At 44.9% G+C, this 26905-nt stretch carries 27 protein-coding genes; 5 read left to right on the top strand and 22 right to left on the bottom strand.

Annotated features, from left to right (window positions below; translation table 11 throughout):
* Positions 1-46: 46 nt before the first annotated feature.
* A complete protein-coding gene (locus KI742_RS10940; RefSeq protein ID WP_005378187.1) occupies positions 47-1351 on the bottom strand; it encodes an inosine/guanosine kinase in 1305 nt (434 codons plus the stop codon).
* Positions 1352-1468: 117 nt separating this feature from the next.
* Positions 1469-1738: a hypothetical protein gene (locus KI742_RS10945; protein WP_005378190.1), complete on the bottom strand. Its 270-nt coding sequence runs from the start codon at positions 1736-1738 to the stop codon at positions 1469-1471.
* 188 nt (positions 1739-1926) lie between these two features.
* Here KI742_RS10945 and mnmA point away from each other — a divergent pair, with 188 nt between their 5' ends.
* The 3 genes from mnmA to purB all read left to right on the top strand — a co-directional run bounded on the left by mnmA (position 1927) and on the right by purB (position 5203).
* Positions 1927-3051, top strand: a complete 1125-nt coding sequence (gene mnmA, locus KI742_RS10950; protein WP_005378192.1) for a tRNA 2-thiouridine(34) synthase MnmA — start codon at positions 1927-1929, stop codon at positions 3049-3051.
* 10 nt (positions 3052-3061) lie between these two features.
* Positions 3062-3679 (top strand): high frequency lysogenization protein HflD, encoded by a 618-nt coding sequence (gene hflD, locus KI742_RS10955; protein WP_005378194.1) that lies wholly within the window; start codon positions 3062-3064, stop codon positions 3677-3679.
* Positions 3680-3832: 153 nt separating this feature from the next.
* Positions 3833-5203, top strand: coding sequence for an adenylosuccinate lyase (purB, locus tag KI742_RS10960; protein WP_005378198.1), 1371 nt, complete (start codon positions 3833-3835; stop codon positions 5201-5203).
* 133 nt (positions 5204-5336) lie between these two features.
* On the opposite strand, the gene KI742_RS10965 is transcribed toward purB, so the two are convergent.
* The 9 genes from KI742_RS10965 to htpX form a co-directional block, all read right to left on the bottom strand.
* Positions 5337-5870 carry a DUF3833 domain-containing protein gene (locus tag KI742_RS10965; protein ID WP_285386190.1) on the bottom strand — a complete coding sequence of 178 codons (534 nt, stop codon included), beginning with the start codon at positions 5868-5870 and terminating at the stop codon, positions 5337-5339.
* Entirely contained in the window at positions 5870-6463 is a 594-nt protein-coding gene (locus KI742_RS10970) for a chalcone isomerase family protein (RefSeq protein WP_285386188.1), read from the bottom strand. The genes KI742_RS10965 and KI742_RS10970 overlap by 1 nt, the downstream gene beginning before the upstream one ends.
* Positions 6423-6935, bottom strand: coding sequence for a DUF2878 domain-containing protein (locus tag KI742_RS10975; RefSeq protein ID WP_262590661.1), 513 nt, complete (start codon positions 6933-6935; stop codon positions 6423-6425). Before KI742_RS10975 ends, KI742_RS10970 begins: the two co-directional genes overlap by 41 nt.
* A gap of 6 nt (positions 6936-6941) precedes the next feature.
* Positions 6942-8198, bottom strand: coding sequence for a cyclopropane-fatty-acyl-phospholipid synthase family protein (locus KI742_RS10980; protein ID WP_285386186.1), 1257 nt, complete (start codon positions 8196-8198; stop codon positions 6942-6944).
* Positions 8192-9010, bottom strand: coding sequence for a DUF1365 domain-containing protein (locus tag KI742_RS10985; RefSeq protein WP_154204701.1), 819 nt, complete (start codon positions 9008-9010; stop codon positions 8192-8194). The genes KI742_RS10980 and KI742_RS10985 overlap by 7 nt, the downstream gene beginning before the upstream one ends.
* A gap of 1 nt (position 9011) precedes the next feature.
* Positions 9012-10322 (bottom strand): NAD(P)/FAD-dependent oxidoreductase, encoded by a 1311-nt coding sequence (locus tag KI742_RS10990; protein ID WP_285386184.1) that lies wholly within the window; start codon positions 10320-10322, stop codon positions 9012-9014.
* A 12-nt stretch (positions 10323-10334) separates the two neighbouring features.
* On the bottom strand, positions 10335-11060 hold the full coding sequence (locus KI742_RS10995; RefSeq protein WP_130546650.1) for an SDR family oxidoreductase: 726 nt from the start codon (positions 11058-11060) through the stop codon (positions 10335-10337).
* Positions 11057-11476, bottom strand: a complete 420-nt coding sequence (locus KI742_RS11000) for a nuclear transport factor 2 family protein (protein ID WP_005378211.1) — start codon at positions 11474-11476, stop codon at positions 11057-11059. The genes KI742_RS10995 and KI742_RS11000 overlap by 4 nt, the downstream gene beginning before the upstream one ends.
* Before the next feature lie 210 nt (positions 11477-11686).
* Positions 11687-12556 (bottom strand): protease HtpX, encoded by an 870-nt coding sequence (gene htpX / locus KI742_RS11005; RefSeq protein WP_005388085.1) that lies wholly within the window; start codon positions 12554-12556, stop codon positions 11687-11689.
* Between the two features lie 473 nt (positions 12557-13029).
* Here htpX and KI742_RS11010 point away from each other — a divergent pair, with 473 nt between their 5' ends.
* Positions 13030-13233, top strand: a complete 204-nt coding sequence (locus tag KI742_RS11010) for a hypothetical protein (RefSeq protein ID WP_054575128.1) — start codon at positions 13030-13032, stop codon at positions 13231-13233.
* Positions 13234-13315: 82 nt separating this feature from the next.
* Here KI742_RS11010 and bioD read toward each other — a convergent pair whose 3' ends face one another.
* From bioD to bioB, 4 genes are read right to left on the bottom strand one after another with little or no spacing between them, the layout of a single operon-like run.
* The gene (bioD, locus tag KI742_RS11015) at positions 13316-14002 is read right to left on the bottom strand and encodes a dethiobiotin synthase (RefSeq protein WP_005378217.1); all 687 of its coding nucleotides are present in this window, start codon (positions 14000-14002) and stop codon (positions 13316-13318) included.
* Positions 13999-14820: a malonyl-ACP O-methyltransferase BioC gene (gene bioC / locus KI742_RS11020; RefSeq protein WP_005388087.1), complete on the bottom strand. Its 822-nt coding sequence runs from the start codon at positions 14818-14820 to the stop codon at positions 13999-14001. The genes bioD and bioC overlap by 4 nt, the downstream gene beginning before the upstream one ends.
* Positions 14820-15971, bottom strand: coding sequence for an 8-amino-7-oxononanoate synthase (bioF, locus tag KI742_RS11025; RefSeq protein WP_213876598.1), 1152 nt, complete (start codon positions 15969-15971; stop codon positions 14820-14822). Before bioF ends, bioC begins: the two co-directional genes overlap by 1 nt.
* A complete protein-coding gene (gene bioB / locus KI742_RS11030) occupies positions 15958-17010 on the bottom strand; it encodes a biotin synthase BioB (protein ID WP_025766889.1) in 1053 nt (350 codons plus the stop codon). Before bioB ends, bioF begins: the two co-directional genes overlap by 14 nt.
* Before the next feature lie 130 nt (positions 17011-17140).
* Here bioB and bioA point away from each other — a divergent pair, with 130 nt between their 5' ends.
* The gene (bioA, locus tag KI742_RS11035) at positions 17141-18421 is read left to right on the top strand and encodes an adenosylmethionine--8-amino-7-oxononanoate transaminase (protein ID WP_239945363.1); all 1281 of its coding nucleotides are present in this window, start codon (positions 17141-17143) and stop codon (positions 18419-18421) included.
* A gap of 64 nt (positions 18422-18485) precedes the next feature.
* Here the strand turns inward: bioA and KI742_RS11040 are convergent, their stop codons facing one another.
* The 7 genes from KI742_RS11040 to KI742_RS11070 all read right to left on the bottom strand — a co-directional run bounded on the left by KI742_RS11040 (position 18486) and on the right by KI742_RS11070 (position 26904).
* A complete protein-coding gene (locus tag KI742_RS11040; protein ID WP_005437185.1) occupies positions 18486-18752 on the bottom strand; it encodes a DksA/TraR family C4-type zinc finger protein in 267 nt (88 codons plus the stop codon).
* Between the two features lie 137 nt (positions 18753-18889).
* On the bottom strand, positions 18890-19333 hold the full coding sequence (locus KI742_RS11045) for a hypothetical protein (RefSeq protein WP_239945362.1): 444 nt from the start codon (positions 19331-19333) through the stop codon (positions 18890-18892).
* Positions 19308-20210, bottom strand: coding sequence for an N-acetylmuramidase domain-containing protein (locus tag KI742_RS11050; RefSeq protein WP_239945361.1), 903 nt, complete (start codon positions 20208-20210; stop codon positions 19308-19310). Before KI742_RS11050 ends, KI742_RS11045 begins: the two co-directional genes overlap by 26 nt.
* 203 nt (positions 20211-20413) lie before the next feature.
* Positions 20414-21721 carry a serine--tRNA ligase gene (serS, locus tag KI742_RS11055; RefSeq protein ID WP_005378225.1) on the bottom strand — a complete coding sequence of 436 codons (1308 nt, stop codon included), beginning with the start codon at positions 21719-21721 and terminating at the stop codon, positions 20414-20416.
* A 91-nt stretch (positions 21722-21812) separates the two neighbouring features.
* Positions 21813-23168, bottom strand: a complete 1356-nt coding sequence (locus tag KI742_RS11060) for a replication-associated recombination protein A (RefSeq protein WP_038889531.1) — start codon at positions 23166-23168, stop codon at positions 21813-21815.
* On the bottom strand, positions 23169-23795 hold the full coding sequence (gene lolA / locus KI742_RS11065; protein ID WP_005388103.1) for an outer membrane lipoprotein chaperone LolA: 627 nt from the start codon (positions 23793-23795) through the stop codon (positions 23169-23171).
* A gap of 61 nt (positions 23796-23856) precedes the next feature.
* A complete protein-coding gene (locus KI742_RS11070; protein WP_262665539.1) occupies positions 23857-26904 on the bottom strand; it encodes a DNA translocase FtsK 4TM domain-containing protein in 3048 nt (1015 codons plus the stop codon).
* Position 26905: the final 1 nt, after the last annotated feature.

Below are 26905 nucleotides of genomic sequence, written 5' to 3' on the forward strand. Positions count from 1 at the left end.
CATATCAGGACGGGTCATACAGAATAGTTAATTAAACCGCTTCGTATTAACGTTCCCAGTATGCTTCTTCTAGGCTATCTTCTCGCTCAGGAAGTCCGCGCGACAATCGTGGTGAATGTTGCACGAGAACTTCGTAGCTAGCACGGTTTGCGTATTTGCAGACTTGAGAAAAAGAAGAGTAAGTTAAATACTCGTTACTGTGCTTGCTTGAATTAGGCACATTTTCTTTATGGTATTTATTTGCTGCCATATCATGAAGAACAGCAGATAACGCGGCATCACCTGCGCCATTTGTATTCTTAATTTTTTCTGGGCCACCCATATATGGCGAGATATGCGAGTACACTTTTATTGGCGTCTCGCATGAGTCTTTTTTCGCCGGACGACTAAATTCATAACGATTAAATTCAGCAATTGACCCTGGAAGCAATGGCAAAGAAGTTTCGCGCTTCGCGCTATCTTCTGTATACCCAGCCATAAATAGACCTACAGGACCCGCCGTGCACAATACTAGATCAGCCCACTCCAATGTTTTATCAGACGCAGCAAGTGGATCAGATTCCCCCGTCAGAGCTTCTGCTTCATCTTCATTCATCGCAACGACTGAAACGTTATCTCTAATGAATTCTTGCCAATATTTAGGGTCATCTTGAATAACAAACTTTGTGCCTAAAGTCAGAACAACAGGCACATCATTCTTTTTCGCGTACTCAATCGCTTTCATTGTTGCTTCCGGCATTGGGTCGCCGTCTTTGCAACGTACTAGATATGACGTCAGTACAAGTGCTGATGCATTTTTAAAGATTTTCTCTGGAATGCTATCAGGATGGAGTTGGTTCATTTGCCCTTCGCTGATAGCAAAAGTACGTTCACCGTCTTCTGTGATAAGAGCAAAACAACGGCCAATTGCACCATCTACACCTTGTAGGTAGTTCAAATCCATGCGGCTTGATGTATTACAAAGATAACGGTAACCGTAGCTGCCAATCTTAATATCCTGGCTCATCACTCCAAGTAGTGTGGAGCGGTCATCCGCTAGCACGGAGTAGTTATGTAGCGTGTTACCAATTGTACCGCCCGCATACTCATTGGTAATCAAGTTCTCTTCTTTCAGTTGCTGGTATAACTCTTCTGCTCTTTCGTCATCGATAACCAAAGAGTGACCTTTACTCAGACCGTACTTTTCAATCACATCCGTTGTAACTTTTGCTTCAATATCAACCAAGGTTTGGTCAATACCAATGATGTGAGTGCGCGTCATCTTCTTGCTTTCTTGTGCTTGGCTCACCAGCGGGTCACGAGCATGAACAGGAAAATAGTGCTTCGATTTGCGTTGTCCAGGAAATTTCATATTGTCAGTCTGAGTAAGGGGATGAAAAGGAGAGCGGATTCTATACCGCTAATAATAAAGCAGCAATAAAAGCGATTATAGCAAACGTTTGCTGACTACTTTTTTCTTTTAGGTGGCTTATTCACCTTCCATAAAGCTGAGATCTGGTAGTTGCTCAAGGTGCTCGCTATAACGCTTTAGGTTGAACTCACCCTCATTCTTCATTACATCAAAAATCTCAATTGACATCGCACATGCCATCATCGCAACCGCATCTTCACGTGGTGTGCCAGTCATCATTAAACGCATAAGGGTTTCTTTTACTTTAAGCGGGTTACCATCTTCGAGCTGATTTTCAACAATTTCAATCAACTCACTTTCTTGCATAAATTGGTTTTCTTCTGTCATTTGATGTTTCCTCTTGGATTTTGGCCAACTATGCCATATATACCTCTTCTATACTTGCGAAATTACTCGTTCGAATCTTTGTTGAAGAAAAATTCAGCGAAACGAATTGTGATTTCGATCTCGGATCTGTCACCGGTCTGTGGATTCTGATAGAATCTGCATCCCGTTTATTTAAGTGGTGTTTAGTAATGTCTGATAACAGCCAAAAGAAAGTCATCGTCGGTATGTCCGGCGGCGTTGATTCATCTGTTTCCGCGTATCTTCTAAAACAGCAAGGCTACCAAGTAGAAGGCCTTTTCATGAAGAACTGGGAAGAAGATGACAACGAAGAATATTGTACAGCGGCAGAAGATCTTGCTGACGCTCAGGCAGTATGTGACAAGCTAGGCATCCACCTACACACTATCAACTTTGCTGCCGAATACTGGGATAACGTATTTGAGTACTTCCTTGCTGAATACAAAGCGGGCCGTACTCCGAACCCTGACATTCTTTGTAACAAAGAAATCAAGTTCAAAGCATTCCTAGAATTCGCTGATGAAGTACTTGATGCTGATTACATTGCAATGGGCCACTATGTGCGTCGCTCTTTCCCAGAAAACGGTGAAAAACCACAGATGCTACGTGGTCTAGATGGCAACAAAGATCAAAGCTACTTCCTGTACACATTAAGCAACGAGCAAATCGCACGTAGCCTATTCCCTGTTGGTGACCTAGAGAAGCCAGAAGTACGCCGCATTGCGGAAGAGCAAGATCTAATCACGGCGAAGAAGAAAGACTCTACTGGTATTTGTTTCATCGGTGAACGTAAGTTTACGGAATTCCTGGGTCGCTACCTTCCAGCTCAGCCTGGTAATATCGAGACTCCAGAAGGCGAAGTGATTGGTCAACACCAAGGCCTGATGTACCACACACTTGGTCAGCGTAAAGGTCTACACATTGGTGGCCGTAAAGGCGGCGGTGGTAACGAGGACCCATGGTTCGTTGGTGAGAAAGATCTAGAACGTAACGTTTTGATTGCCGTTCAAGGTAAAGACCATCCAATGTTAAAATCAGAAGGTCTACTTGCATCACAACTTCACTGGGTAGATCGTGAGCCAATTCGCGATGTTATGAAGTGCACAGTGAAAACTCGTTACCGTCAGGAAGATATTCCTTGTACAATCATCCCTATCGATGATGAAAACATTAAAGTTATCTTTGACGAGCCACAAATTGCTGTAACTCCAGGTCAATCAGCAGTGTTCTACAAAGGTGACGTGTGCCTAGGTGGCGGCATCATAGAGCAACGCATTAAATATTCTCAAGCTTAGGAGTCGTTACGTGGCGAATACACTTTATGACCGTACTATCGCTTTCGCTGGGATTTGCCAAGCTGTTGCTTTAGTTCAACAGGTAGCGAGAAACGGACATTGTGATCAAGATGCTTTTGAAACATCAATCAACGCTATTTTGAGCACGAACCCTGCTAACACAGTTGGCGTATTCGGTCGCGAAGCCGATCTAAAGCTCGGCCTAGAGTGCTTGGTTAAGGGGATTGATAGCACACCATCAGGCAGTGAAATTACTCGTTACATTATTAGTTTAATGGCGTTAGAGCGTAAGTTAAGCTCTCGTAACGATGCTATGTCTCAGCTTGGTGATCGTATTCAAATGGCCAAGCGTCAGTCAGAGCACTTTGAGCTACTAGACGATCAAATGATCAGCAATTTAGCGAGCATCTATCTGGATGTCGTTAGCCCTATTGGCCCACGCATTCAAGTAACGGGCACGCCATCTGTACTGCAGCAGACGGCAAGCCAACACAAAGTTCGTGCGCTGTTGTTATCTGGCATTCGTAGTGCAGTTCTTTGGCGTCAAGTTGGTGGTAAGCGTCGCCACCTAATCTTCGGGCGCAAGAAGATGGTAGAGCAAGCACAAATCCTTCTTGCTCGTCTGTAGTAAAATATCAAATAAGCAGCTCGCGTTTATCGCGAGCTCATTTTTTTCGACTAAAACAAATCTCGCGCAAACGTTTGCGCAATATTCGTGACAATTGCCACAGTTATTGGTATAAAGCTCACGAAATTTAGAAACCCAATTCAGGAGAACATCATGGAACTGTCAGCATTGACTGCTGTTTCACCAGTAGACGGCCGTTACGGAAGCAAGACAATTGCGTTACGCGAAATTTTCAGTGAATACGGTCTACTAAAGTACCGTACTATCGTTGAAATCCGCTGGCTACAAAAGCTTGCTGCTACTGCTGAAATTGCAGAAGTGCCAGCGTTTAGCGCAGAAGCAAACCAATTCCTAGACGACCTTGCTGCAAACTTCTCTGAAGAAGATGCACGCCGTATCAAAGAGATCGAGCGTACAACTAACCACGACGTAAAAGCGGTTGAGTACTTCCTAAAAGAGAAAGTAGCAGACGTTCCTGAACTGCACGCAGTAAACGAGTTCTTCCACTTCGCATGTACTTCTGAAGACATCAACAACACATCACACGCTCTAATGCTTAAAGAAGCGCGTGAGAACGTGATTCTTCCAGAAATCCGTAACCTAATCGACGCTATCAAAGCACTAGCAGTGGAATACCGCGACATTCCTCTTCTATCTCGTACACACGGTCAGCCTGCTTCTCCATCTACTATGGGTAAAGAAATGGCAAACGTGGCGTACCGTATGGAGCGTCAATTCAAGCAAATCGAAAACGTTGAAATCCTAGCGAAAATCAACGGTGCAGTAGGTAACTACAACGCACACCTTTCTGCTTACCCAGAACTAGATTGGCACAAGTTCTCTGAAGAGTTCATCACAGAGTCTCTAGGCGTAACTTGGAACCCTTACACAACTCAAATCGAACCGCACGATTACATCGCTGAGCTGTTCGACGCTATCGCTCGTTTCAACACTATCCTGATTGACTTCGACCGTGACGTTTGGGGTTACATTGCACTAGGCCACTTCAAGCAAAAAACTATTGCTGGTGAGATCGGTTCTTCAACAATGCCTCACAAAGTTAACCCAATCGACTTTGAAAACTCAGAAGGTAACCTAGGTCTTGCGAACGCTGTATTCGGCCACCTAGCACAGAAACTGCCTATCTCTCGTTGGCAACGTGACCTAACTGACTCAACGGTTCTACGTAACCTTGGTGTTGGTGTTGGCTACGCTATCATCGCTTACACTTCTACGCTTAAAGGCATCAGCAAGCTAGAAGTAAACCGTGAAGCGCTTCTTGCTGAATTAGACAAGAACTGGGAAGTACTAGCTGAGCCAGTACAAACCGTTATGCGTCGTTACGGCATCGAGAAGCCATACGAGAAGCTGAAAGAGCTAACTCGTGGTAAGCGTGTAGACGGCGAAGCAATGCGTAACTTCATCGACGGTCTTGAGCTTCCTGAGCACGAGAAAGCACGTCTGAAAGAGATGACGCCAGCGAACTATATCGGTCAAGCAATCGAGCTGACAGATAAGCTGTAATCCTCCTGTAACGACCAGATACTTAAAAGGTTGACGCGAAAGCGTCAACCTTTTTTAGTTAGGAGAGTTAGGTCGGGAGAAAATAATTTTAGTTATATGGAATGGATTATTAATTGAAGATCAGCCCCATTTGTTATGGCTGCTTTTGGAAGAACAAGGTTATTGTTCCTACTTCCACACCAAACTTTTTTATTTTCGTTAGATTGAAAACGTGTCTGTCATCCTGACGATAAAGCCAATCATCAAAAGCAACCGTCACTGATGAATCCTCCATTTGTAGCTCAAAGTCATATTGCCACTGTAGCGCATTGCCCTGCTCTTCCCCTGTTGCTACACCTATAATATCGTCTGCCTTACCTTCATAACGACCGTCTTCTAATCTAGTGATAACCCAAATTCGCTGGTCCACCTCTCCGTCATCAAACACGAAGTCTTCCACCAGCGTCAGCGTATCACCTTCTACAGTACCCACTATATCGACTTCAAAGCGACGGGTTTGCTGTTCGGTATAATCTTGCACCATCCCCCACGCCTTTATGTCGCCTTCGAAATAACCGAATACATCAAAAGTCGGTGTAGAAGAGCGGTAATTATCAATGTCTGCGGAACATGCCGAAAGAAAAACAGCTGCCACTAAAGTCGCTGATTTAAAAATTCGTTTAAGCACTATCTAACCTGCCCTATCAATTGTTTTCGGAGTTTCGGGAATTCTGTGTTGGGTGATAACCATATAGCTAAAAATGCATCGTTCATTCGTTCGTCTTCAATGATGCCAACGTTCTTTACTTGCACGTCCCCAACCTGCTTATAAAACAGCTGACCAGATTTTCCATCTGTTAGATAAGTAAGCTCGTCACCTTTTTGAATATCAGGAAACATACGATCGAGCTCGCTGATCCAAGTTTTTCGATATGAGTCAGTAAAACCCAATTTCGCCCACTGCTCATCCGTCACATCAAGCAGCTGTTGCTTACTGATGTCTCTCTTGTAATTAATTTCCAACGCAAGGGGATGTGGCGATACGTCATCGCTTACGATGAACTTTCCATCAGGCGCTTTTAATCTTGAGTGATAAATATCGAAGATGAACCAAGTAAGTTGGGCTTCTCCAACAGTTTTCCACCCCCTCCAATTCGCAATGTTGCTGGCAGCTTCGCTATTTCCAACAGGTTGAGCTTGCAGAGCAAAAGAGCCAGTTACTATTACCAACGCAAGCAACCTAGTCAGTCTCTGAGTTAAGTCTCTCTTCAAGCTTTTCATTTCCGTACACCTTGAGTATCAAGAGCATCATGACGCACCATTCGACAAACAACATTGCCAGTGTAGCGCCAGTGCTGAATCCAAATTCAACGGCTTGGAGTTTATGGCCAGCAAAGTAGCTCGCCGTTCCTCCGAGTCCGCCTACTATTGATACGTAGGTTTTTGGGAAACGGTACAAAATTGACTTGAGTTGATAGGCATACCAGGCGAACAGAACCCAAAGGCATAAAAGCCAAAGGGGTAACCATTGAGTGGCAAACATGAAAATTGAAAATTGCTGATTTAATGTATCAAGCACGAGACCAATCGTGGCGATAACACCAATACTTTTGAGCGAAGATGCGTCAGTTTTCAAACAATATAGTAGGGTTGCCAAAGTAAGGAATAACATCACCCATTGCCATTGATAGGTTCCAAGCACTGCAGCAAACCAGCAGAGTTGGAACCAAGTCGAAGCAAGAAATACCTTCATAACGAACTACGAGCGTTGAAACGTCATGTGAACGGCACTGATCGTGCGAGCCAAAAAGCCACCTTCACAGTAGCTCAAATAGTAGCGCCACATACGCACAAAGCGGTCGTCGTAGCCAAATGAGCGCACTTCACCCTCTGCTCGATTAAAACGTAGGTGCCATTCATTCAGCGTCTTAGCGTAGTCCAAACCAATATCGAACAAGTCTCGCGTCACTAAGTCACTGTACTTTGTTGTAGCTTGGGTTAGTGAGGTTACCGACGGTAAAAAACCACCTGGGAAAATGTACTTTTGGATAAAGTCGACGTTGTTACTGTAGTAATCGTAACGCTGATCGGCAATCGTAATTGCTTGAATCGCCATCAAGCCACCGGACTTCAACAAAGACTCACAGACCTTAATGTACGAAGGCAGGAATTGTTTGCCCACAGCTTCAATCATTTCAATAGAAACGAGCTTGTCATAAGTGCCGGTTAAGTTACGGTAATCTTCTTTGAGTAGTGTGATTTTATCTTCTAAGCCACGCTCTTTGATTTTTTGCTCCGCGTACGCGTGTTGCTCTTCAGATATCGTTGTTGTGGTGACCTGACAGCCGTATTGTTCGGCCATGTAAATCGCCATAGCGCCCCACCCAGTGCCAATTTCAACAACATGATCAGTGGGCTTCAGCTCAAGTTGCTGACATAGACGATCCATTTTGTTGATTTGAGCCTGCTCTAGAGAGTCATCCGCATGATTGTAAAGCGCCGACGAGTACAGCATATTGGTGTCAAGGAACGCTTCGTATAGGTTGTTACCCAAGTCGTAATGCGCATGGATATTTTTACGTGAGTTCTCTTCAGAGTTTCTGTTTGACCAATGACTAAACTTGTACAGTATTTTAGTCAACCAACTGCCTTGCTCTTCGAGTTTATCTAGAGCACGCATGTTAAGGGCCATCAGTTTCATTAATGAGGTTAAATCGGGACTATCCCACCACCCATCCATATAAGCCTCACCAGCAGCAATACTGCCGCCCTGCAAGATCCGTGAATAAAAGCCTGGATGTTTTACCTCTATAGTAGCGACAACAGGTTGACCACTGTACTCCCCATTTGGCGCACTAAAACGCTCGCTTCGCTCTGTCGTTTCCGTCTTAAAACTTTCAATAACTGTTAAGCAGCCGATTTCCATTTTTTGCAGACATTGAAAAATAACTCCGCGAGCCGCTTTTTGCGTTGTCGTCAATTTACGCGGCAATGTCATAGAACTAGTATTTAACATGCAGAATTCTCCTTGTGCTTTTTATTTTTTTTGTCTGTTTTTTCAGTATCGGCTTCTATTTCTTCATGCGTTGAATATTTAGGATGAGAATAAAAAGGTGCGCCTTTCACCCAAAGTTTTAATGCGTGCCAATAAATACCAACCATTACTTTTACCGTTTGTATTGGTGTAACGATCAAACACCTCAATAAGGTTTTGCTTGAAAGTGGCTTGGCTTTCATAACCATGGTGGCATCAAAGTGTTTCTCTCCTTTGTGACATTCAAGATGAATATTCAACTTGTCTGTCAAAGGTTTAATTCTCCAGCGGTAGAGTTGGTCAATCGGGTTGAATGGTGAAACATGGAATGCTTTATCTTGTTCCCAACCAAACTTTTCTTCTTCTTTATCTGCTGACACCACGTAGTAATGTCGTTCATTCCAAGGCGTGTTACTCACCTCTGCGAGGAGATACTTCCATTCTCCTTCCGTGTTATAAACGTAGTAGAAATTAACGGGACTGAAATAAAGTCCTAGATAACGCAAGTGACAGACTGCGATTACCTTGCCGGTACAGCGAACACCTGTCAGTTCTTCAATTTTACTGTGCACTGCCGACTTGACGCTACCTTCACCAATGTAATCACTGCGCTTGAAGCGAGCCCAATGCCACCAACGCGAACCAAAACCCCATACTTTTTTCTCTAAAGCATCGATCTCGTCTACATCGATGGCGGGCATAAATAAAGAGTAGTTCAACTCATGATTCACAGGCGTGAATCGACGGTGACGAACGTTGCCTATAAACAATCGGCTGTTCATTTGGCTATCCATATCACGCTGCGCCTTTTTCGAAAGGAACCACATTTTGTTCGCAGTACTTTTCTTCTAGTTCTTTCACAACATCAAGCGCGCTACGCACGCCATCTTCATGAAAACCGTTGTACCAATAAGCCCCGCAGAACCAGGTACTTTGTTTGCCCTGTATCTCATCTTTGCGCTGCTGCGCTGTAATAGACTCAGTGGTGAATACTGGATGATGATAAGTGAACGAACGCAAGACTTTATTTGAGTTAATTTGCTCAGTACTGTTCAACGTTACACAAAACGTGTGTTCTGATTGAATATGCTGAAGAATGTTCATGTTATAAGTGAGCGAAGGGAGGCGTTGCTGCTCCTCTTCACTTCCTTCCAATAGGTAGTTCCATGATGCCCATGCTGCCTTACGTTTTGGTAGTACGGCAGAGTCGGTATGAAGAACAACTTCATTTGCTTGGTATGTCATATCCCCCAAGATTTCCTGCTCAATTGGGCTGATATCCTCTAGCATTCTCATTGCTTGATCACTGTGACAAGCGAAGATAACGTCATCAAACCAATGCGTTTCTCCGCGAACTTGAACGCCAACCCCTTTTTCGTTGCGAACCACTTTTTCGACAGGACTATTAAGACGAATATTCTCGGCAAAGCCTTTGGTCAATGGTGGAATGTATGAACGTGAACCACCTTTAATCACATACCATTGTGGTCGGTTAGTCACATCTAGCAGACCGTGGTTGAGGAAGAAACGTAAGAAGAACATAAGAGGGAATGCGCGCATGTCAGCTAAAGTCGACGACCAAATCGCAGCACCCATCGGTAAAATGTAGTTATCGGTAAAGAAAGCACTGAATTTGTGTTCGTCAAGGAACTCACCTAACGTCTGAGAGTGCGAGGATTGCTCGCTAGCGAAGCGCTTGGCAAGTTTATTGAAACGAAGTATCTCGAAGATAAATCGATAAAATTTGGGGTTTGCCCAGTTGCGTTTTTGAGCAAACAATGTCGACACTGTGTGGCCGTTGTACTCTAGTCCGTTCCCATCGTTTCTGACACTGAAGCTCATTTGAGTAGGCAGACCTTCAACGCCAATCTCGCTCATCATTTTAATGAAATTAGGGTACGTACGATCGTTATAGACGATGAACCCGGTGTCTATCGCGTATTCTCTACCATCAAGGATCACATCAACGGTTGCAGTATGGCCACCGATGTAATCGTTCGCTTCAAACAGCGTTACATCATGTTCTTTATGCAAGTAATAACCACAAGTAAGGCCAGAGATTCCCGTTCCCACAATCGCTATCTTCTTTCTTCCTGCTGTTTTCATTTTTATTCCTTCTTATGATACGAGTTTAGCAGTTAGGCGAGCTTGCCAACTGTATGGAAGTAACGAGATAAAACGTAAAATACTGGTAAATCTCGCTGGGAAATAGATATAGGTCTTGTTGGCGGCTAACTGATTCCTGATAGAGTTCGACGCTTGCTGAGTAGAAATGATCATTGGCATTTCGAAGTCGTTTTTGTCAGTCAACGGCGTTTCAACAAAACCAGGAAACACCGTTACCACTTTGATCCCTTTCTTTTTCAAGTCGACGGCGAGCGTGCGTGCAAAATAACTGACTGCCGCTTTGGATGCGCCGTAAGCTTCAGCACGAGGCAGTGCCACTTCTGATGCGATAGAGCCAACAATAACAATGCGGTGCCCTCTCTCTAAATGCACTTGGCAGCCTTCGACGCAGTTAGCAACACCGACAACATTTACGTTCATCACACGCGCCATGAGTTTCGCGTCGACCACTCCCTCATCCATGTACTCACAATCGCCTGCGTTAAAAACCCATGTGTTTGGCGTAAAGGGCAAATTAGAGAGCGCCTGCTGAGTTTCCTCATAATTTGTCACATCAAACTGCAATGTATGAATTTTGGAGGAAACTGCCTCCAGTTCTGCAAGAACATCTTGATTCCGACCACAAGCAATCACATTCCATTCTGAGTTCGCGTAATCTAGGGCAAGCTGTCTTCCTATTCCGGAGGTGGCGCCTGTGATCAAGATGGTGTTGTTCATTGTCCTAACCTCTGCTTGATGGTTTTAACGACTGAACCAAGTAACGGTAAATGCTCATAGAGCATCTCTCCGAGATCAAAATAGTCTCGGTGATAAATGACCTGACCTTCGCTAAATTTGAGGTGCGAAACACCATTGACGAGAATAGGCGCACCCTTCTGAAGTTTGGGATGCTGAAGGTCCATTGTCCAAGTTAGGAAGCCTGTATCTCCGACTTGTTGATGCTCATGGATTACAAAATCACAACTGATGACGTTGGCATATAATGAGGTGAAATAATCCGAAAGTGCTGGCCATCCTTCTAAACGATGCGCTGCGTCCTCAAATACTACATCTTGGTGATATATATCCTTAAGCAGATGTAAGTTCGCTTTGTTGAGCTTTTGATAGATATTGCCAACAGACTGTATGTCCATTTTTTACTCCTACACGCCCACTAAGTTGTACAAAATTATTATATGTACAAGATAGTTCATTCCACCAAAGTTGTACAAAAATAATTTTGTATAACTTTATTTCTGTAAGTAGTACGTGATGAAGTTCGCACGCGATCAATCGGCGAAAAAAAAAGGCTTGGTCAAAACCAAGCCTTTTCAGCAGATTAACAATTATTTAAGTAGGAACAATTAGTATTGCTGGCCTCGCAACGCTGCAATACGTTTATCTAGCGGAGGGTGGCTCATTAGTAGCTCAGTCAGCGACTGCTTGCCATTGATACCAAACGCCATCATGGTGCCATCCAGTTGAGATTCATGACTCACCTTCAAACGCTCTAGAGCCGCAATCATTTTTTCTTTGCCAACGAGGCGCGCAGCACCTGCGTCCGCGTGGAATTCGCGATGACGGCTATACCACATAGTCAAGAAGCTAGCTAGGAAACCAAATACCAGTTCAAGCACCATGGATACGCCAAAGTAAACCATCATGTTTGTACCTTGGCCTTCTTCATCATCGTTCGATGCCACGATATTGGCAATAAAGCGTGATAGGAAGATAACAAACGTGTTCACGACACCTTGCATCAACGTCATCGTGACCATATCGCCATTTGCAATATGGCTCACTTCGTGTGCAAGTACTGCCTCTGCCTCATCACGAGTCATATTGTGTAAAAGACCGGTAGAAACTGCGACAAGAGAGTCATCTCGTTTTGCACCTGTCGCAAATGCATTGATATCTGGTGAATCATAAATAGCCACCGTTGGCATGCCAATACCCACTTGTTGAGCTTGACGACCCACAGTTTCGACTAACCAATGCTCCGTTTCGTTGCGCGGGCTTTCAATGACCATACCACCAACCGAGCGTAGCGCCATACCCTTTGACATCATCAACGAAATAAATGCGCCACCAAAACCAAATACAGCAGCCATTACAAGTAAACCTGACAGACTGCCTGGTTGCATTCCAGTTACAGCGTAAACAATATTCAGAACAACACTAAGCACTAGCACGACAGCTAGGTTAGTTGCTAGGAATAACATAATTCGCTTCATTACTTTTCTCCGAGGAAGCTTATCGTTTTTTTAAAACGGATTGTTATAAGGAACAAATGGTAATCGCTATAAAAGCCAATTCCGTTGATTTTCATGTTCCGTGCGTTATAGATATAGTCTATCCGCGATAAAAACAAGGTTAAGCAATAAATTGCAACATTTGTTTTCGGGACTGAAATATTTGATTCAAGCGATTTCAAAACATGCTTTGGTAGGAGCAGGAACCTCCGTTCATATACATTTATCAAAATGATGAAATAAGCTCTGAGCTACTCATCATCTATTGATAGATGATCTTGGTGTTAAATCTATCACCTCTTAGCAACTTAGCTAGAAATTTTTTAATAGACCAAAAACAGTACGTTAGCTCTGCTATAGACTTTGGTCTTATTGTGCGGCCACATGGACATGCTAAATTCGAATGAGATGAACAAAACAGAGCCACTCTAAGTACATTGCAAAAAGTGCATTGGGTGAGTTCAAAAACTCCATGTATTGAGGGAAAAACCATGGTAGAAACTAACGACTATCAAATGGCTATTGATTTACTACGTTGTCACCTAGGCATCTCAGAGGACGAGGCAAAGCAACAACTTGGTATTTCAACCGATCATCATATGTCTCAGCGTGTTGCAGAAACACAACAAGCATTGATGGGGCTCAGCCAAGATAAGTAATCTGACTTTTTAGGTTACACCAACAAGAAAGGGCTGCATTGCGCAGCCCTTTGGTTTTTTTAGTCTTTTATCCTAAACACCATTAGTCAGTGTTTAGCAACGGCTCTACATTAATGTACTTGCCTAGCTCTTTGCGTTTAGCACTTGGAATATATGGAATTTCCCCAAGCTTAGGTGCATCGATACGTGCTTCTAGCATCTCGATAATGTCAGCGTAGTGCTCTGTGCCTGGGTTGACGCGGTTTGCCACCCAGCCAACAAGATTCAAACCATCCGCTTTAATACTCTCCGCTGTGAGTAAAGCGTGGCTCAAACAGCCTAATTTAATGCCAACCACCAGTACAACAGGTAACTGCTCTTCTTTTACCCATGTAGATAAACAGTCCGTATCGGATACTGGCACACGCCAACCTCCAGCACCTTCAACGAGAACAACATCGGCTTGCTGCTTATGTTGAGCCAGTTTTTGACTCAGAACATCGTAACTTATTTCGACATGTTCATGCTTCGCTGCAATGTGGGGAGAAGCAGGCAACTCTAAAGCGTATGGGTTCACATCATCATAGGCCACATCGAGTGTTGCGGCGTCTTGTAAGTGTAAAGCATCAGAGTTACGCCATCCCGCTTCAGTCTTGTCACTCCCTGCTGCCACTGGCTTATAACCAATAGTGTTTAGTCCTTTTGCTGCGATCGCTTGCAAAATGGCTTTAGACGCTACCGTCTTTCCAACATCAGTATCCGTACCAGCAATAAAAAAAGCATCAATCATAGATGTATTACTCCAAAACAAACCTGATAACTTGCAGGTAGAAGACCTTGATCGTTTTTAAACGCTTGGTACGCATGCTCAACTTTTAACAAAGTCTCGCGACTAGTTAAACCGTGTGAGCGCCCGCTTACGTGATTTGCACCTATACCTTTGAGGTCACGCATAACTGAAAATGCAGAGTCGTACCAAACTGTGATGGTGGTCAAGTCTAGTTGATGGCTGTCACATCGAGATTGCGCTAACGCAATTTTTACCTGATTGAGCGTTAGAAAGTTATTGACGTGTTGATATGCATCAATTTTTTCCCATGATGCACGCAGCTCATACAGTGATCCATCAACCAGTGTAGAGAACCACGCTTTCCCACCATTTTTTAGCACGCGGCGCACTTCTTTTAGTGGGTAACTTAAATCTGTACACCATTGCAGCGCTAAACTTGAAAACACGTAATCGAAGCTATCATCGTCAAATGGTAAGTTTTCAGCATCAGCAACTTGGTAATGCATTCGTACTGCACCACAACGCTGCTCTGCTTTATCTAACATGGCTTGAGAGATATCGCCACAGACTACTTCCGCACCACGTTGTTGAAGTAGTTGGGAGAAATAACCCGTGCCACAACCTAAATCCAATACACGTTTTCCCGTCAAGTTTTCAGGAAGTTTATCAAGCAGCTGATGCCCGACATCACGTTGAAAAGCCGCGTGTTTGTCGTACGTTTCTGCTGCTTTACCAAACGAAGAGGCAATCGCGTCTTTATCTTGATGGAAACTCTCTAACGCGAGCGTTTGCGCTAATGCGGTAGTTGCATTATCCATTACAGCGCTCCTAATGCTTGCTTCAATGCCATTGAAAGCGTTTTAACTTGTTCGTTGGTGTGATTGGCAGTGAGTGTGATTCGAATACGAGACGTCCCTTTAGGCACCGTCGGTGGTCGAATAGCGGTAACCCAAATACCGTTTTGGCGACAAGCACCTGCTACTCGCAAAGCCAATTCAGATTCACCAATCAAAAAGGGCTTAATCGAAGTTTGAGTCTCAACAAACCCCTCAAGGTCGCTAAGGCTATCTCGATACACTTCACTAAGCTCAGAGAGCTTTTCACGTCGCCAAGACTGCTCTTGAACCATCGAGACTGCATGAGTCAACGCATACGCTTGTGCTGGTGGTATCGCCGTGGAATACACATGGTGACGAGCAAACTGAGTTAAAAAGTCCCCCGTTGCGTGGTCACATAAAATAGCCGCGCCAGACATACCAAACGCTTTACCGAAGGTAACGACCAATAACTCAGGCTTAACCGCGGCAAGCTCGCAAGAGCCACCACCGGATTGACCAAGAACGCCAATACCATGAGCGTCATCGACAGCAAACCAAGCATCATGACTGCGAGTGACTTCAGCTATATCGCTGAGCGGCGCACAATCACCGTCCATGCTGAACACCCCTTCAGTCACAACCAGATGGTTGTCTTCGCTATTAATCAGCGATTTTAGGTGCTCGATGTCGTTATGTTTAAAGCGCTTCATCTTAGCTGGTGACAACGCCCCCGCTTCCATCACTGAAGCATGATTCAAACGGTCTTGGATCAATACGTCTGACTTTTCTAACAAGGTGAACAACAAGGCTTGATTAGCACTGAATCCAGAACCAAACAGAATTGCTCTGTCGTAGCCCAACCATTCAGTTAGTGCGGCTTCTAAATTGCTGTGTGCTGCACTAAAGCCAGTGACCATTGGTGATGCCCCACTGCCACTGCCGTATACGCTTAAACCTTGCTGCCAAGCCCGAACAAGCGCTTGGTCATTGGCCAAGCCCAAATAATCATTACTTGAGAAATTAATGTAGCGTCTGCCTTCGTGTTCCAAAACGGACTGGTTACCGGCAAACACCACATTCATAGAACGATTCAACCCTTGCGTTTTACGCTCAGCAAGGGCGGACTCGATACGAGATTTAAACACTGGCATCGTAGAAAAGGTCGTCTTTTGTCGGACGGGCAGCAACGCGCTCTACGACGCGATCGAGTAACTCGTTTTCTTCGATTTCATCAGGCTTTTGAGACACCTCTTGGCTGTTAATGCCGAGCTTATTGAACAGCATCATGTCTTTGTCTTCTGAAGGGTTTGGCGTGGTCAGAAGTTTGCAGCCGTAGAAGATGGAGTTTGCACCCGCCATAAAACACAGCGCTTGCATTTGTTCGTTCATGTTTTCACGGCCAGCGGATAAACGAACGGCTGATTGAGGCATCATGATTCGTGCAATCGCAATCAGGCGAATGAAATCAAATGGCTCAACATCATCCACTTCTTCCAACGGTGTGCCCTTTACCTTCACGAGCATGTTGATTGGAACGCTTTCAGGGTGTACCGGTAAGTTAGCCAATTCAACCAACAAACCTGCTCGGTCATTGGCACTCTCACCCATACCGATGATGCCACCAGAACAAATCTTCATGCCGGCATCACGAACGTGAGAAAGCGTATCTAAACGGTCTTGATAAGTACGTGTGGTAATGATGTTGCCGTAAAATTCAGGAGACGTATCTAGGTTGTGGTTGTAGTAATCCAAACCTGCGGTTGCCAGTTGTTTTGCTTGATCAGGCGTCAGCATGCCTAACGTCATACACGTTTCTAAACCCATGCCTTTCACGCCTTTGATCATGTCGGTCAAATGTGGCATGTCACGCTCTTTCGGGTTTTTCCATGCTGCGCCCATACAGAATCGAGTAGAACCAGCATTTTTGGCTTTTTGCGCAGCATCGAGTACGCGTTCTACTTCCATCAGACGCTCTTTCTCGATGTCTGTGGTGTAACGAGCACTCTGAGGACAGTACTTACAATCTTCTGGACAAGCACCTGTCTTAATCGACAGAAGCGTGCTTACTTGAACATGGTTGGTTTGTTGATATTGACGATGTACAAGCTGCGCTTCGAATAGGAGATCCATGAATGGTTTTTCCATGAGATCGCGCACTTCAGCATGCGTCCAGTTATGACGAACTTCCACGTGTATTCCTTTAGTCACTTTTGTTGTTGTGTTGACAGTCTACTGAGTCTCGATAAACTGTCAACACAACACAAAAGAACAAAGTTTACATCTGTTTATTTTTTAATCTTAATTGTTATTGGAATCGCACATGGATCTCGCCTTCGACCGCCAGCATATCTGGCATCCTTACACTTCGACATTGACACCTCTGACCTGCTACCCAGTGGCATCAGCAAGTGGTGTTCACATTAAATTGGAAGACGGTACTGAGCTTGTCGATGGCATGTCTTCTTGGTGGTCGACGATCCACGGCTACAACCATCCGCATTTAAATCAAGCCGCTCACCAGCAAATCGATCAGGTCTCTCACGTGATGTTTGGCGGGATTACCCACCAGCCAGCAATCAGTTTGTGTAAAAAGTTGCTATCCCTAGCCCCAAGTAATCTTGAACATGTATTCCTTGCCGATTCAGGCTCCGTTGCCGTAGAAGTCAGCTTAAAAATGGCACTGCAATATTGGCATGCAAAAGGCGAACGCCGACCGAAGTTTCTTACTTTGCGACACGGTTATCACGGCGATACGTTTGCAGCCATGTCGGTTACCGATCCTGATAACTCAATGCACTCTCTCTACAAAGGCTTTTTGCCTGAGCATATCTTTGCGGAGTCACCAACCTGTGGTTATTGGGATGAATGGAAGCCAGAAGACCTTACCGACTTCGAGCACAAGATTGAGACTCACCATAAAGAACTTGCTGCGGTGATCCTAGAGCCTATCGTTCAAGGCGCAGGCGGCATGCGTATCTACCATCCAGAATTTCTCAAAGGCGTGCGTAAGCTTTGCGACAAATACGGCTTGTTATTGATTGCAGATGAGATCGCTACCGGTTTTGGACGTACCGGCAAATTGTTTGCCTGCGAACATGCAGATATTCAACCAGACATTCTGTGTGTTGGGAAAGCACTCACTGGAGGCTACATGACCCTCTCTGCGACCCTCGCGAGCAAACACGTAGCAGACACCGTTTGTGGCGGTGATGCAGGTTGTTTTATGCATGGCCCAACGTTTATGGGTAACCCACTTGCCTGTGCTGTTGCCACTGCAAGTTTGGAATTGATTGAGCAAGGTAACTGGCAACAGCAAACCCAACAAATCGAAGCGTTGTTTTCTGAGTTACTACCAAAACTTGAAGAATACGACTTGGTGAAAAACACCCGTTGGTTGGGTGCTATTGGCGTAGTGGAGACGCATCGCCCTGTGAATATGGAAGCCATCCAAGCCTTGTTTGTTGAACACGGAGTTTGGATTCGTCCATTTGGTAAACTGATTTATATGATGCCGCCCTTCATAAGCAAGCCGGAAGATATTGAGAAACTAGTTAACGCGATTGATGCAGCGTTGCAACGTAAAGACTGCTTCGCTTCATAGTTCAATACGAAAACGGTTTGAGTATGAAACTCAAACCGTCTCTTTATTTATTAGAACAGTAAAGCTATCGGAGTTGACTGTCTTTACTCGCTCGTCGATTGAACAATGCTTGGCGTTGAGATACCAATTCGATTGTTGACTGACATTCGATACACAAACGAACGCCTTTCATTGCAAGACGACGCGCTTCTGGAATCTCATCACCACACTCATCGCAGTAATGGGCGCTCTCACCCTTTGTGATACTGCCACGAACACGGGAAATCTCGTCGTCTATTGTGTTTTGAATTTGTTGGCTGACGCTATCGTCGTTTGCCCACCCTACGGCCATAAGCCCTCCTCGTTACTTGAATGAGAAAATCTACTTACCGTGGTAAGGTGGATGAGTATATCGATTACAAATAACAAGATAATTAGGGTAAATTCGAAAACACTATTACGTTTTGGTAATAATTATTCTGCAAACGATTATTCGGCACTCTCATGGAAAAGCAATGCAAGGTTACTCATACTCCCTTCCTCACATTCAAAGTACTGCGTTTGCTCAGGCTCTCTCAAAGTAACACTGAGTATCTTCTCTACCTCACCAAACTCCTCGCTAAAGTACTCACTGACTAATATGACGCGCTCACCAATACTAAATTCCAGTGACTTCTCATCTACCAACGCTCGATGATACTGGTCTAATTTAAAGTCCTTTATAACTAAGGTTCTTTCAATACTGCTCCCCCCTAAATTAAGCTCCGACAGTAGAACCTGACTGTTTATATTTTCTATTGATATTTCTAGACGGTTAGGATGTGAAGCATCACACTTAAATAGCGCAGTATTAGTGTGGCTGGAAGCACAAGCAGATGAACTAAAAATAAGTCCAAGCAAAGAAATGTTACGCAGCATTTTTAATCGAAGCATATTTTTTGTAAGCCTTTTCTAATTTGACGTCGTATTGATTTTTCTGATACTCAGAACCATTGTAACCACGAGCAAAGGCAGCCCAATTTTTATCTCTTATATGTTCACCTAAGCCAGACTTTTGGATAAACGTAACAAAAGCCTCAAGTTGTTTCTTCTCCGACTCGAATACAGCCTTAACAAAGGATTCAGCGGTAACATGACCAGCTAACTTGAAATTAAAGCCCATAATTTGGAAACGTCCCCAAGATGCGGAGCGGATTGCTGCATTTGAGTTCAGTTCAATCGCTTTATTTAAACGTACGTATTCTGAGATACCACCAACATACAGACTTCGATTCCAATGCCGACTTGAAATACTTGGATGACTGTTATCGTAGGCTCTTGAAGTGAGTCTCGAAAATATATGAGCCTCAAACAAAATCTTTGGCTTACCATTGCTAAAGTAGGCTTCTCCTCGGCTCTCAACTTCCGCTACAGCTTTAATAGCAGCGACTTCGCATCTAAGAGTTTCAGCTACTTTGCGATAATCCAAGTCCGTCAACGCATCTCTTGAGCCAACCAAAGGTAACGTATATGCCACCATAGTCTCAGGTGTTCGTTTTAAATAATCATTCAGCTTACGATGGCTTCTTCCATTCACATCTATCCTTCCATCTGGCCGAGCCATCCCAACAAGGTTTTTCTGAAAAGCTTTAATTGCGGCGACAGTCTTGGAGTTTTCCGGTCTAGAGCCTAGTTTCCCATCCACTTTAAGCTCCTTTACTCCTTTTAAAGAACCAAGCAATTGGTTAATAGACCTTTGTACCGTACGAATATCAGCATCCACATTTTTACCACCTAAACCAACAGAGCCGCTTATTCTTATTGAAGCCATGAAAGTACCTCCTCTTAATATTTTGGAGGAGCTTGTCATGCTCAATGAAGCTTAGAAAAATATCATTAGGGACTGGTTTTTATAATTTAGGCTAACTATGCAATACCTCATCCTACATTTACATAACAACGTATTTTCACTCGACGCAGATAACAAAAAACCCAGCACTAAGGCTGGGTTTTGGTGTTCTAGTGGTTAATGAATTAACCGATGTGCGTTGCGCCTGCCATGTACTTCTGAAGTACTGTAGGGATCGCAATGCGGCCGTCTGCTTCTTGGTTGTTTTCTAGAATAGCAACCATTGTACGACCTACAGCAAGACCAGAACCGTTTAGCGTGTGTACAAGCTCAGGTTTCTTCTCGCCTTTACGACGGAAACGCGCTTGCATACGACGAGCTTGGAAGTCCCACATGTTAGAACATGAAGAGATTTCACGGTAAGTTTCTTGAGCAGGAACCCAAACTTCTAGGTCGTAAGTCTTACGAGCGCCAAAGCCCATGTCACCTGTACATAGAACCACTTTACGGTAAGGAAGCTCAAGAAGTTGTAGAACTTTCTCAGCATGACCTGTTAGCTCTTCTAGTGCGTTCATTGAATCTTCTGGCTTAGTGATTTGTACTAGCTCAACTTTGTCGAACTGGTGCATACGGATCAGACCACGAGTATCACGACCGTAAGAACCTGCTTCTGAGCGGAAACATGGCGTGTGCGCTGTCATCTTAATTGGTAGATCCGCTTCGTCAGAAATCGTGTCACGAACTAGGTTCGTTACAGGTACTTCTGCAGTAGGGATTAGAGACAGTTTACGTGGCTCTTCGTCGTTTACTTTTTCCGCTAAAGGCTCAGTGTGGAAAAGATCTTTACCGAACTTAGGAAGCTGACCAGTACCGAATAGGCTGTCAGAGTTTACTAGGTAAGGTACGTACATTTCTGTGTAGCCGTGCTCTTCAGTGTGAAGATCTAGCATAAACTGAGCGATTGCACGGTGTAGACGAGCGAATTGGCCTTTCATCACGATGAAACGTGCGCCAGTGATCTTAACTGCGCTTGCGAAGTCTAGACCGTCACCCATTTCGCCTAGGTCAACGTGATCTTTCAGTTCGAAGTCGTAAGACTTTGGCTCACCCCAACGAGAGATTTCAACGTTGTCGTTTTCATCTTTGCCATCTGGCACTTCGTCTGCTGGGATGTTTGGTACAGAAAGCGTGAACTCGTCTAGTTGAGCCATTACTTGCTCAAGTTCAACTTTCTTCGCATCAAGATCGCTACCTAGCGTACCGATTTGTTTCTTGATCTCTTCTGCGCCTTCTTTGTCGCCAGCCGCCATTTTTTGGCCGATTTGCTTGGAGATGGAGTTACGCGTGGATTGTAAATTTTCTACTTCTACTTGAATGGACTTACGTTGTTCTTCAAGTTTACGAATAGTATCTACGTCTAGCTTAAAGCCACGACGCGCCAGTTTAGCAGCTGTTTCATCCAGCTCTGTACGAAGTAATTTAGAATCCAGCATTGTTAATCCTATGCTTTTTGTTGTGAAATCACGCGCACTTTCCAAGCGTACGCGTTAAAAAAATTTACTAAACAAATGTATCCAAAAACGCCTACTTTTCATAGCGCTTTTGTGGGCTATTTGCGTCTAAAGTAGCCAAGTAATCTAACTTTTCGCCGATTTTGGTCTCCAGACCACGATTTGTCGGCTGATAGTACCTACGATCGCCCATTTCAGGCGGCAAATATTGCTCACCTGCTGCGTAAGCACCAGGCTCATCGTGAGCATAACGATACTCAGCCCCATAACCCATGTCTTTCATCAAACTGGTTGGCGCATTTCGAAGGTGATGCGGCACTTCATATTCAGGTAAGTTATGAGCGTCCGTTAGCGCTTGTTTCCAAGCAACGTAAACGGCATTACTCTTTGGAGCGCACGCGAGATAAACAATAGCTTGAGCAATCGCACGTTCACCTTCTGCTGGACCAACGCGTGTAAAACAGTCCCACGCGGAGAGTGCCACTTGCATGGCTCTAGGGTCCGCATTGCCGACATCTTCCGATGCTATCGCAAGTAATCGACGGGCAATATAAAGAGGATCACAACCCGCAGCAATCATACGTGCAGCCCAGTAAAGCGCAGCGTCCGGGTTTGAACCACGAATGGATTTGTGGACCGCAGAGATTAAGTCATACCAGATATCACCTTTGTTATCGAAGCGAGAGACTTTCTCCCCTGCCACTTCAGCCAGCAACTTAAGCGTGATCTCTTTTTCACCTTGCGCATTGTCTTCTGCCATGTCGTAGAGCAGCTCAAGATAATTGAGAGACATGCGAGCATCACCGTTGACCAGTTCTGCTAGGCGGTCTAATACGTTATCAGCGAAATGTGCGGGTGTATTGCCCAAGCCACGCTCTTTGTCACTGATCGCTTGATTCAGCGCCAGTGAGATTTCATCTTTATCGAGAGACGTTAGCTTGTAGACACGTGCACGTGACAGCAATGCGTTGTTTAACTCAAACGATGGGTTTTCTGTCGTCGCACCAATAAAGGTAACCGTGCCATCTTCGATATGCGGTAAAAACGCGTCTTGTTGAGATTTGTTGAAGCGATGCACCTCATCCACAAATAAGATGGTGCGGCGACCCGCCATTTTGTTCTCACGTGCTTTCTCGATTGCAGCACGGATTTCTTTCACACCAGACGTTACGGCAGACACACGCTCTACTTCAGCATTGGCGTAGTTTGCAGCCACTTCCGCTAATGTCGTTTTGCCTGTGCCTGGTGGTCCCCAAAGGATCATAGAGTGAATGTGACCCGCCTCTAGCGCACGGCGCAGTGGCTTACCAGGGCCTAAAATGTGCTGCTGTCCAATGTATTGCTCGATCGTTTCCGGTCTCATACGAGCAGCAAGGGGACGAAAATCTTCGTCCCCCGAGAAATCTAATGTGTAATTACTCACTACCAATTAATTCCTTTGGTCATCCACTTCCACACCTTTTGGAATTGTGAATGTGAATCTGTCTGCTTTTGGTTTACCCAGCTTCACGTTGTTAAAGGTGAACAAACCTTTTTGGCCGTCTTGCTCAACCACATTGAAGCCTTTCACCACACCTTTGGCATCAATATTAATCTGGAATTGACCTTGTGTGGAGTCTACTGCAGTAGGAATGAGAGTGAACTGGTCACCTTTTTGAGATATTTTGTAGTTATTCCAATCACTTGCTCGGTTACGCGTTAGCAAAACAAATGGCGTTTGCTCTGTTGCTTGCTCTTGCCAGTAGATGCTCACTTGCTCGATGAATGGGCTGTAGTACCACAATGTCTTACCGTCAGAGACCAATAGGTTCTCATCAGGGAATGTTGTACTCCAACGGAACAGGCTTGGGCGGGCAATTTCAACCGTACCTTCTCCTTCCATCACCGTTTCGCCTTCAGGGCTGATAACCTGCTGAGAGAAATCTGCACTAAAGCCATCATTCATAGAAAGGCGTTTGTTTAATTCATCTTTAGGAGACGCTGCGTGTGCAGTAGAGAAGAGGGAAAAGCTTAAAACAAGCGCGGAGAAAAGTTTCGCTGAAAATAGTTTTTTCATTCAGATACCTATTATTAGAACCACTCACCTCAGTTGGACTGAGGTGAGTCACACAAGTTCATTAATCTTTTGGTGGCGCAGGTGCCAGTACTTCACGGTTACCGTTATGACCCGGAGCACTTACGATGCCCTGCGCTTCAAGCTGCTCTACAATACGGGCGGCACGGTTGTAACCTATCTTAAATCGGCGCTGAACACCGGAAACCGAACCTCGACGTGATTGAACCACGTGCTCAACAACTTGATCGAAGAGCGGGTCTACATCTTCATCCGCTTCCATTTGCTCACCTGGCAATAGACTTTCTGGAGTTTGATCTCCACTGATGATCTCTTCAATGTAGTTCGGTTTACCACGCGCTTTCCAGTTGTTTACAACAGCATGAACATCATCATCTGATGCAAATGCACCGTGAACACGAGTTGTATGACTTGACCCCGGCGGTAGATACAACATATCACCCATACCAAGTAGTGATTCTGCGCCGCCTTGATCTAGGATTGTACGAGAGTCCGTTTTAGTCGATACCGTAAACGCAACACGAGTTGGAATGTTCGCTTTAATTAGACCGGTAATAACATCAACCGATGGACGCTGAGTCGCAAGAATTAAGTGAATACCTGCCGCACGCGCTTTTTGCGCCAAGCGAGCAATCAGTTCTTCAACTTTCTTACCTACCACCATCATTAGGTCAGCAAATTCGTCAACAACAACGACGATGTAAGGCAGCTTTTCTAGCAATGGCGGTTCAGTATCCATGCTGTCGCCTTCCTGCCAGAACGGGTCATGGATTGGGTGGCCCGCTTCTGCTGCCATCTTCAATTTTTCGTTGAAGCCCTTCACATTACGTACACCTAATGCCGACATCAATTTGTAACGACGTTCCATCTCGCCCACACACCAACGCAGAGCATTTGATGCGTCTTTCATATCAGTCACAACTTCAGAAAGAAGATGAGGGATACCTTCATAAATAGAAAGCTCTAGCATTTTCGGGTCAATCATGATGAAGCGTACATCTTCTGGACCTGCTTTATACAGCATGCTCAAAATCATCACGTTCACACCCACCGACTTACCAGAACCTGTTGTACCTGCTACTAACACGTGAGGCATCTTCGCAAGATCGGCCACCACAGCTTCGCCCGCAATGTCTTGGCCTAACACAACCGTTGTTGGTGACGTTGCTTGCTCAAACTGAGGGCTACTGATGACATCAGATAAATAGACCGTCTGACGACTCATGTTTGGCAGTTCCAAACCGATGTAAGGCTTGCCAGGGATTACTTCCACGACACGTACCGCCATCGCAGACAATGCACGCGCTAAGTCAGTTGAAAGACCAGAAATACGACTTACTTTCACCCCCGGCGCCAAATCAAGCTCAAAACGAGTGATCACTGGACCAGGATAAATACCAACCACATCGGCTTTGATTTTGTAGTCAGCGAGTTTGCTCTCTACCAATCGAGCGACCTGCTCTAACGCATCACGGTCGATAAAGTTTTCACGTTTTTCTGGATGATAAAGCAACTCGAGCGTTGGGAGTGGCTCTTCCGGAACTGGCAAGTTTTCTTCTTTCTGTACCAAAAATGGGTTCTGTGTTGCAGCGACTTTGGCTTGCGCATTGGAAACCATATCTTGGAATGCGGTAACGTCTTGGTCGTTGTCTTGGACCTCTTCTACCTCCACTTTTTGAGGTGCAGGTTCAAATGTTGTTGAAGGTGTTGCAACTTGCTGATGAGGCGTTGTTGGCTGTACTTGCTGTGCAGGCTGAGACTCCACTTCGTCTTCATCATCTAACACATCAAAGTCAGAGATCGTAGGCTCAATATGTTGGCTCGATTCCGTTTGCGCCGTGATGCTATCTAATACAGCAGAATCAATCGCAGGCTCTTCATGTACAGGATGCTCAATACTTGGCTGCTGTACTTGCTCTGCTTCAAATTGTTCGTACTCCGCATAATCTGGTTCAACGCTGATCGGTTCTTCTGTTGCTGTATGTTGCCCTACATAGGAAGAGTAAGTATCTGCAAATGATGGGGCTGCCTGTTCTTCAGTTCCCCAGTCATCTGCTTGTTGCGCCGCTGCTTCAAGCTCTTCTATCGTAACATTCAGTTGCTTGGTGCGTTCCAAGAGCGGATCAACGTTATCCGTGTTAACCGTATGGATAGGTTGTGTTTGAGGCTCAGGTTCAGCATAAACTGGCGCAGCATTAACCGTAGCCTTGCGTTGTGGTGGCGTCGGTTCTACCATCGCCTGTTCCGCAGGCTTATCAGGTTTAGCTTGCGGCATATAAATAGGATACTCATGCGTTGGCGCCGATTCTTTCGGTTCATCGACGTCGTATGCCGTTAAATGAGGAAGCGGCTCATCATCAATTTCATGGTCTACATTATGTTTAGGCGTAGAGACTTTATCTTCTACAAACTCATCAAGCTGAGGTTCTAAAACTTCCTGCTCTGAACCTCTTGCCTTATTTGCAAGCGCGGCAATTAGTGCTAACGCACGATCACCAAGCCATTCCACGATGTTAAGCCATGAGATGCCAGTGAAGAGCGTAAAGCCCGCTCCCCACAAGAACAGCAGTACCAATGTGGTACCGAGTACATTTAATGTAGGTAAAGCGAGGCTAGACAACACATCCCCGACCACACCTCCGGATGAAAAATACCAAATGTCATCAAAATTAATATCTGCAAGACCGCAACTGGTCATAATAAGGACGACAAGACCGAGCAGCCTTGTACCCCATAGCATGAAATCAATGGGCTCATCTTCTCCTCGTTTACGGCAAATCACCCATGCAGCCGCCGCTAGCAAGAAAGGGATTGGGTAAGCGAGAGAGCCAAATGTGAAGAATAGAGTATCGGCTAGCCAAGCGCCGAAAAGGCCACCAGCATTATCGATATCCCCTCCCCATGCGGTTTGGGACCAAGAAGGATCGGCCGGACTGAAGGTAAATAGTGCAACCGCAAGCAATACCGAGCTAAGAACGCCAACGATAAAGCAGCACTCTTTTAAGCGTTGGAAGCCATTTAAGCGTGAAGACTGGGGCTCTTCACTGGTTTTGATAATGGTTTCGACTTTCTTTGCGTTCTCTTTGAACATA

The organism is Vibrio sp. D417a, assembly GCF_030248595.1.
GTDB classification, from domain to species: domain Bacteria; phylum Pseudomonadota; class Gammaproteobacteria; order Enterobacterales; family Vibrionaceae; genus Vibrio; species Vibrio alginolyticus.

Coding starts and splice junctions, on each gene's coding strand:
- KI742_RS10940 (WP_005378187.1), bottom strand. CDS start 1,351: ATGAAATTTCCTGGACAACGCAAATCGAAGCACTATTTTCCTGTTCAT.
- KI742_RS10945 (WP_005378190.1), bottom strand. CDS start 1,738: ATGACAGAAGAAAACCAATTTATGCAAGAAAGTGAGTTGATTGAAATT.
- mnmA (WP_005378192.1), top strand. CDS start 1,927: ATGTCTGATAACAGCCAAAAGAAAGTCATCGTCGGTATGTCCGGCGGC.
- purB (WP_005378198.1), top strand. CDS start 3,833: ATGGAACTGTCAGCATTGACTGCTGTTTCACCAGTAGACGGCCGTTAC.
- KI742_RS10970 (WP_285386188.1), bottom strand. CDS start 6,463: ATGAAAAGCTTGAAGAGAGACTTAACTCAGAGACTGACTAGGTTGCTT.
- KI742_RS10975 (WP_262590661.1), bottom strand. CDS start 6,935: ATGAAGGTATTTCTTGCTTCGACTTGGTTCCAACTCTGCTGGTTTGCT.
- KI742_RS10980 (WP_285386186.1), bottom strand. CDS start 8,198: ATGTTAAATACTAGTTCTATGACATTGCCGCGTAAATTGACGACAACG.
- KI742_RS10985 (WP_154204701.1), bottom strand. CDS start 9,010: ATGGATAGCCAAATGAACAGCCGATTGTTTATAGGCAACGTTCGTCAC.
- KI742_RS10990 (WP_285386184.1), bottom strand. CDS start 10,322: ATGAAAACAGCAGGAAGAAAGAAGATAGCGATTGTGGGAACGGGAATC.
- KI742_RS10995 (WP_130546650.1), bottom strand. CDS start 11,060: ATGAACAACACCATCTTGATCACAGGCGCCACCTCCGGAATAGGAAGA.
- KI742_RS11000 (WP_005378211.1), bottom strand. CDS start 11,476: ATGGACATACAGTCTGTTGGCAATATCTATCAAAAGCTCAACAAAGCG.
- htpX (WP_005388085.1), bottom strand. CDS start 12,556: ATGAAGCGAATTATGTTATTCCTAGCAACTAACCTAGCTGTCGTGCTA.
- bioD (WP_005378217.1), bottom strand. CDS start 14,002: ATGATTGATGCTTTTTTTATTGCTGGTACGGATACTGATGTTGGAAAG.
- bioC (WP_005388087.1), bottom strand. CDS start 14,820: ATGGATAATGCAACTACCGCATTAGCGCAAACGCTCGCGTTAGAGAGT.
- bioF (WP_213876598.1), bottom strand. CDS start 15,971: ATGCCAGTGTTTAAATCTCGTATCGAGTCCGCCCTTGCTGAGCGTAAA.
- bioA (WP_239945363.1), top strand. CDS start 17,141: ATGGATCTCGCCTTCGACCGCCAGCATATCTGGCATCCTTACACTTCG.
- KI742_RS11040 (WP_005437185.1), bottom strand. CDS start 18,752: ATGGCCGTAGGGTGGGCAAACGACGATAGCGTCAGCCAACAAATTCAA.
- KI742_RS11045 (WP_239945362.1), bottom strand. CDS start 19,333: ATGCTTCGATTAAAAATGCTGCGTAACATTTCTTTGCTTGGACTTATT.
- KI742_RS11050 (WP_239945361.1), bottom strand. CDS start 20,210: ATGGCTTCAATAAGAATAAGCGGCTCTGTTGGTTTAGGTGGTAAAAAT.
- serS (WP_005378225.1), bottom strand. CDS start 21,721: ATGCTGGATTCTAAATTACTTCGTACAGAGCTGGATGAAACAGCTGCT.
- lolA (WP_005388103.1), bottom strand. CDS start 23,795: ATGAAAAAACTATTTTCAGCGAAACTTTTCTCCGCGCTTGTTTTAAGC.
- KI742_RS11070 (WP_262665539.1), bottom strand. CDS start 26,904: ATGTTCAAAGAGAACGCAAAGAAAGTCGAAACCATTATCAAAACCAGT.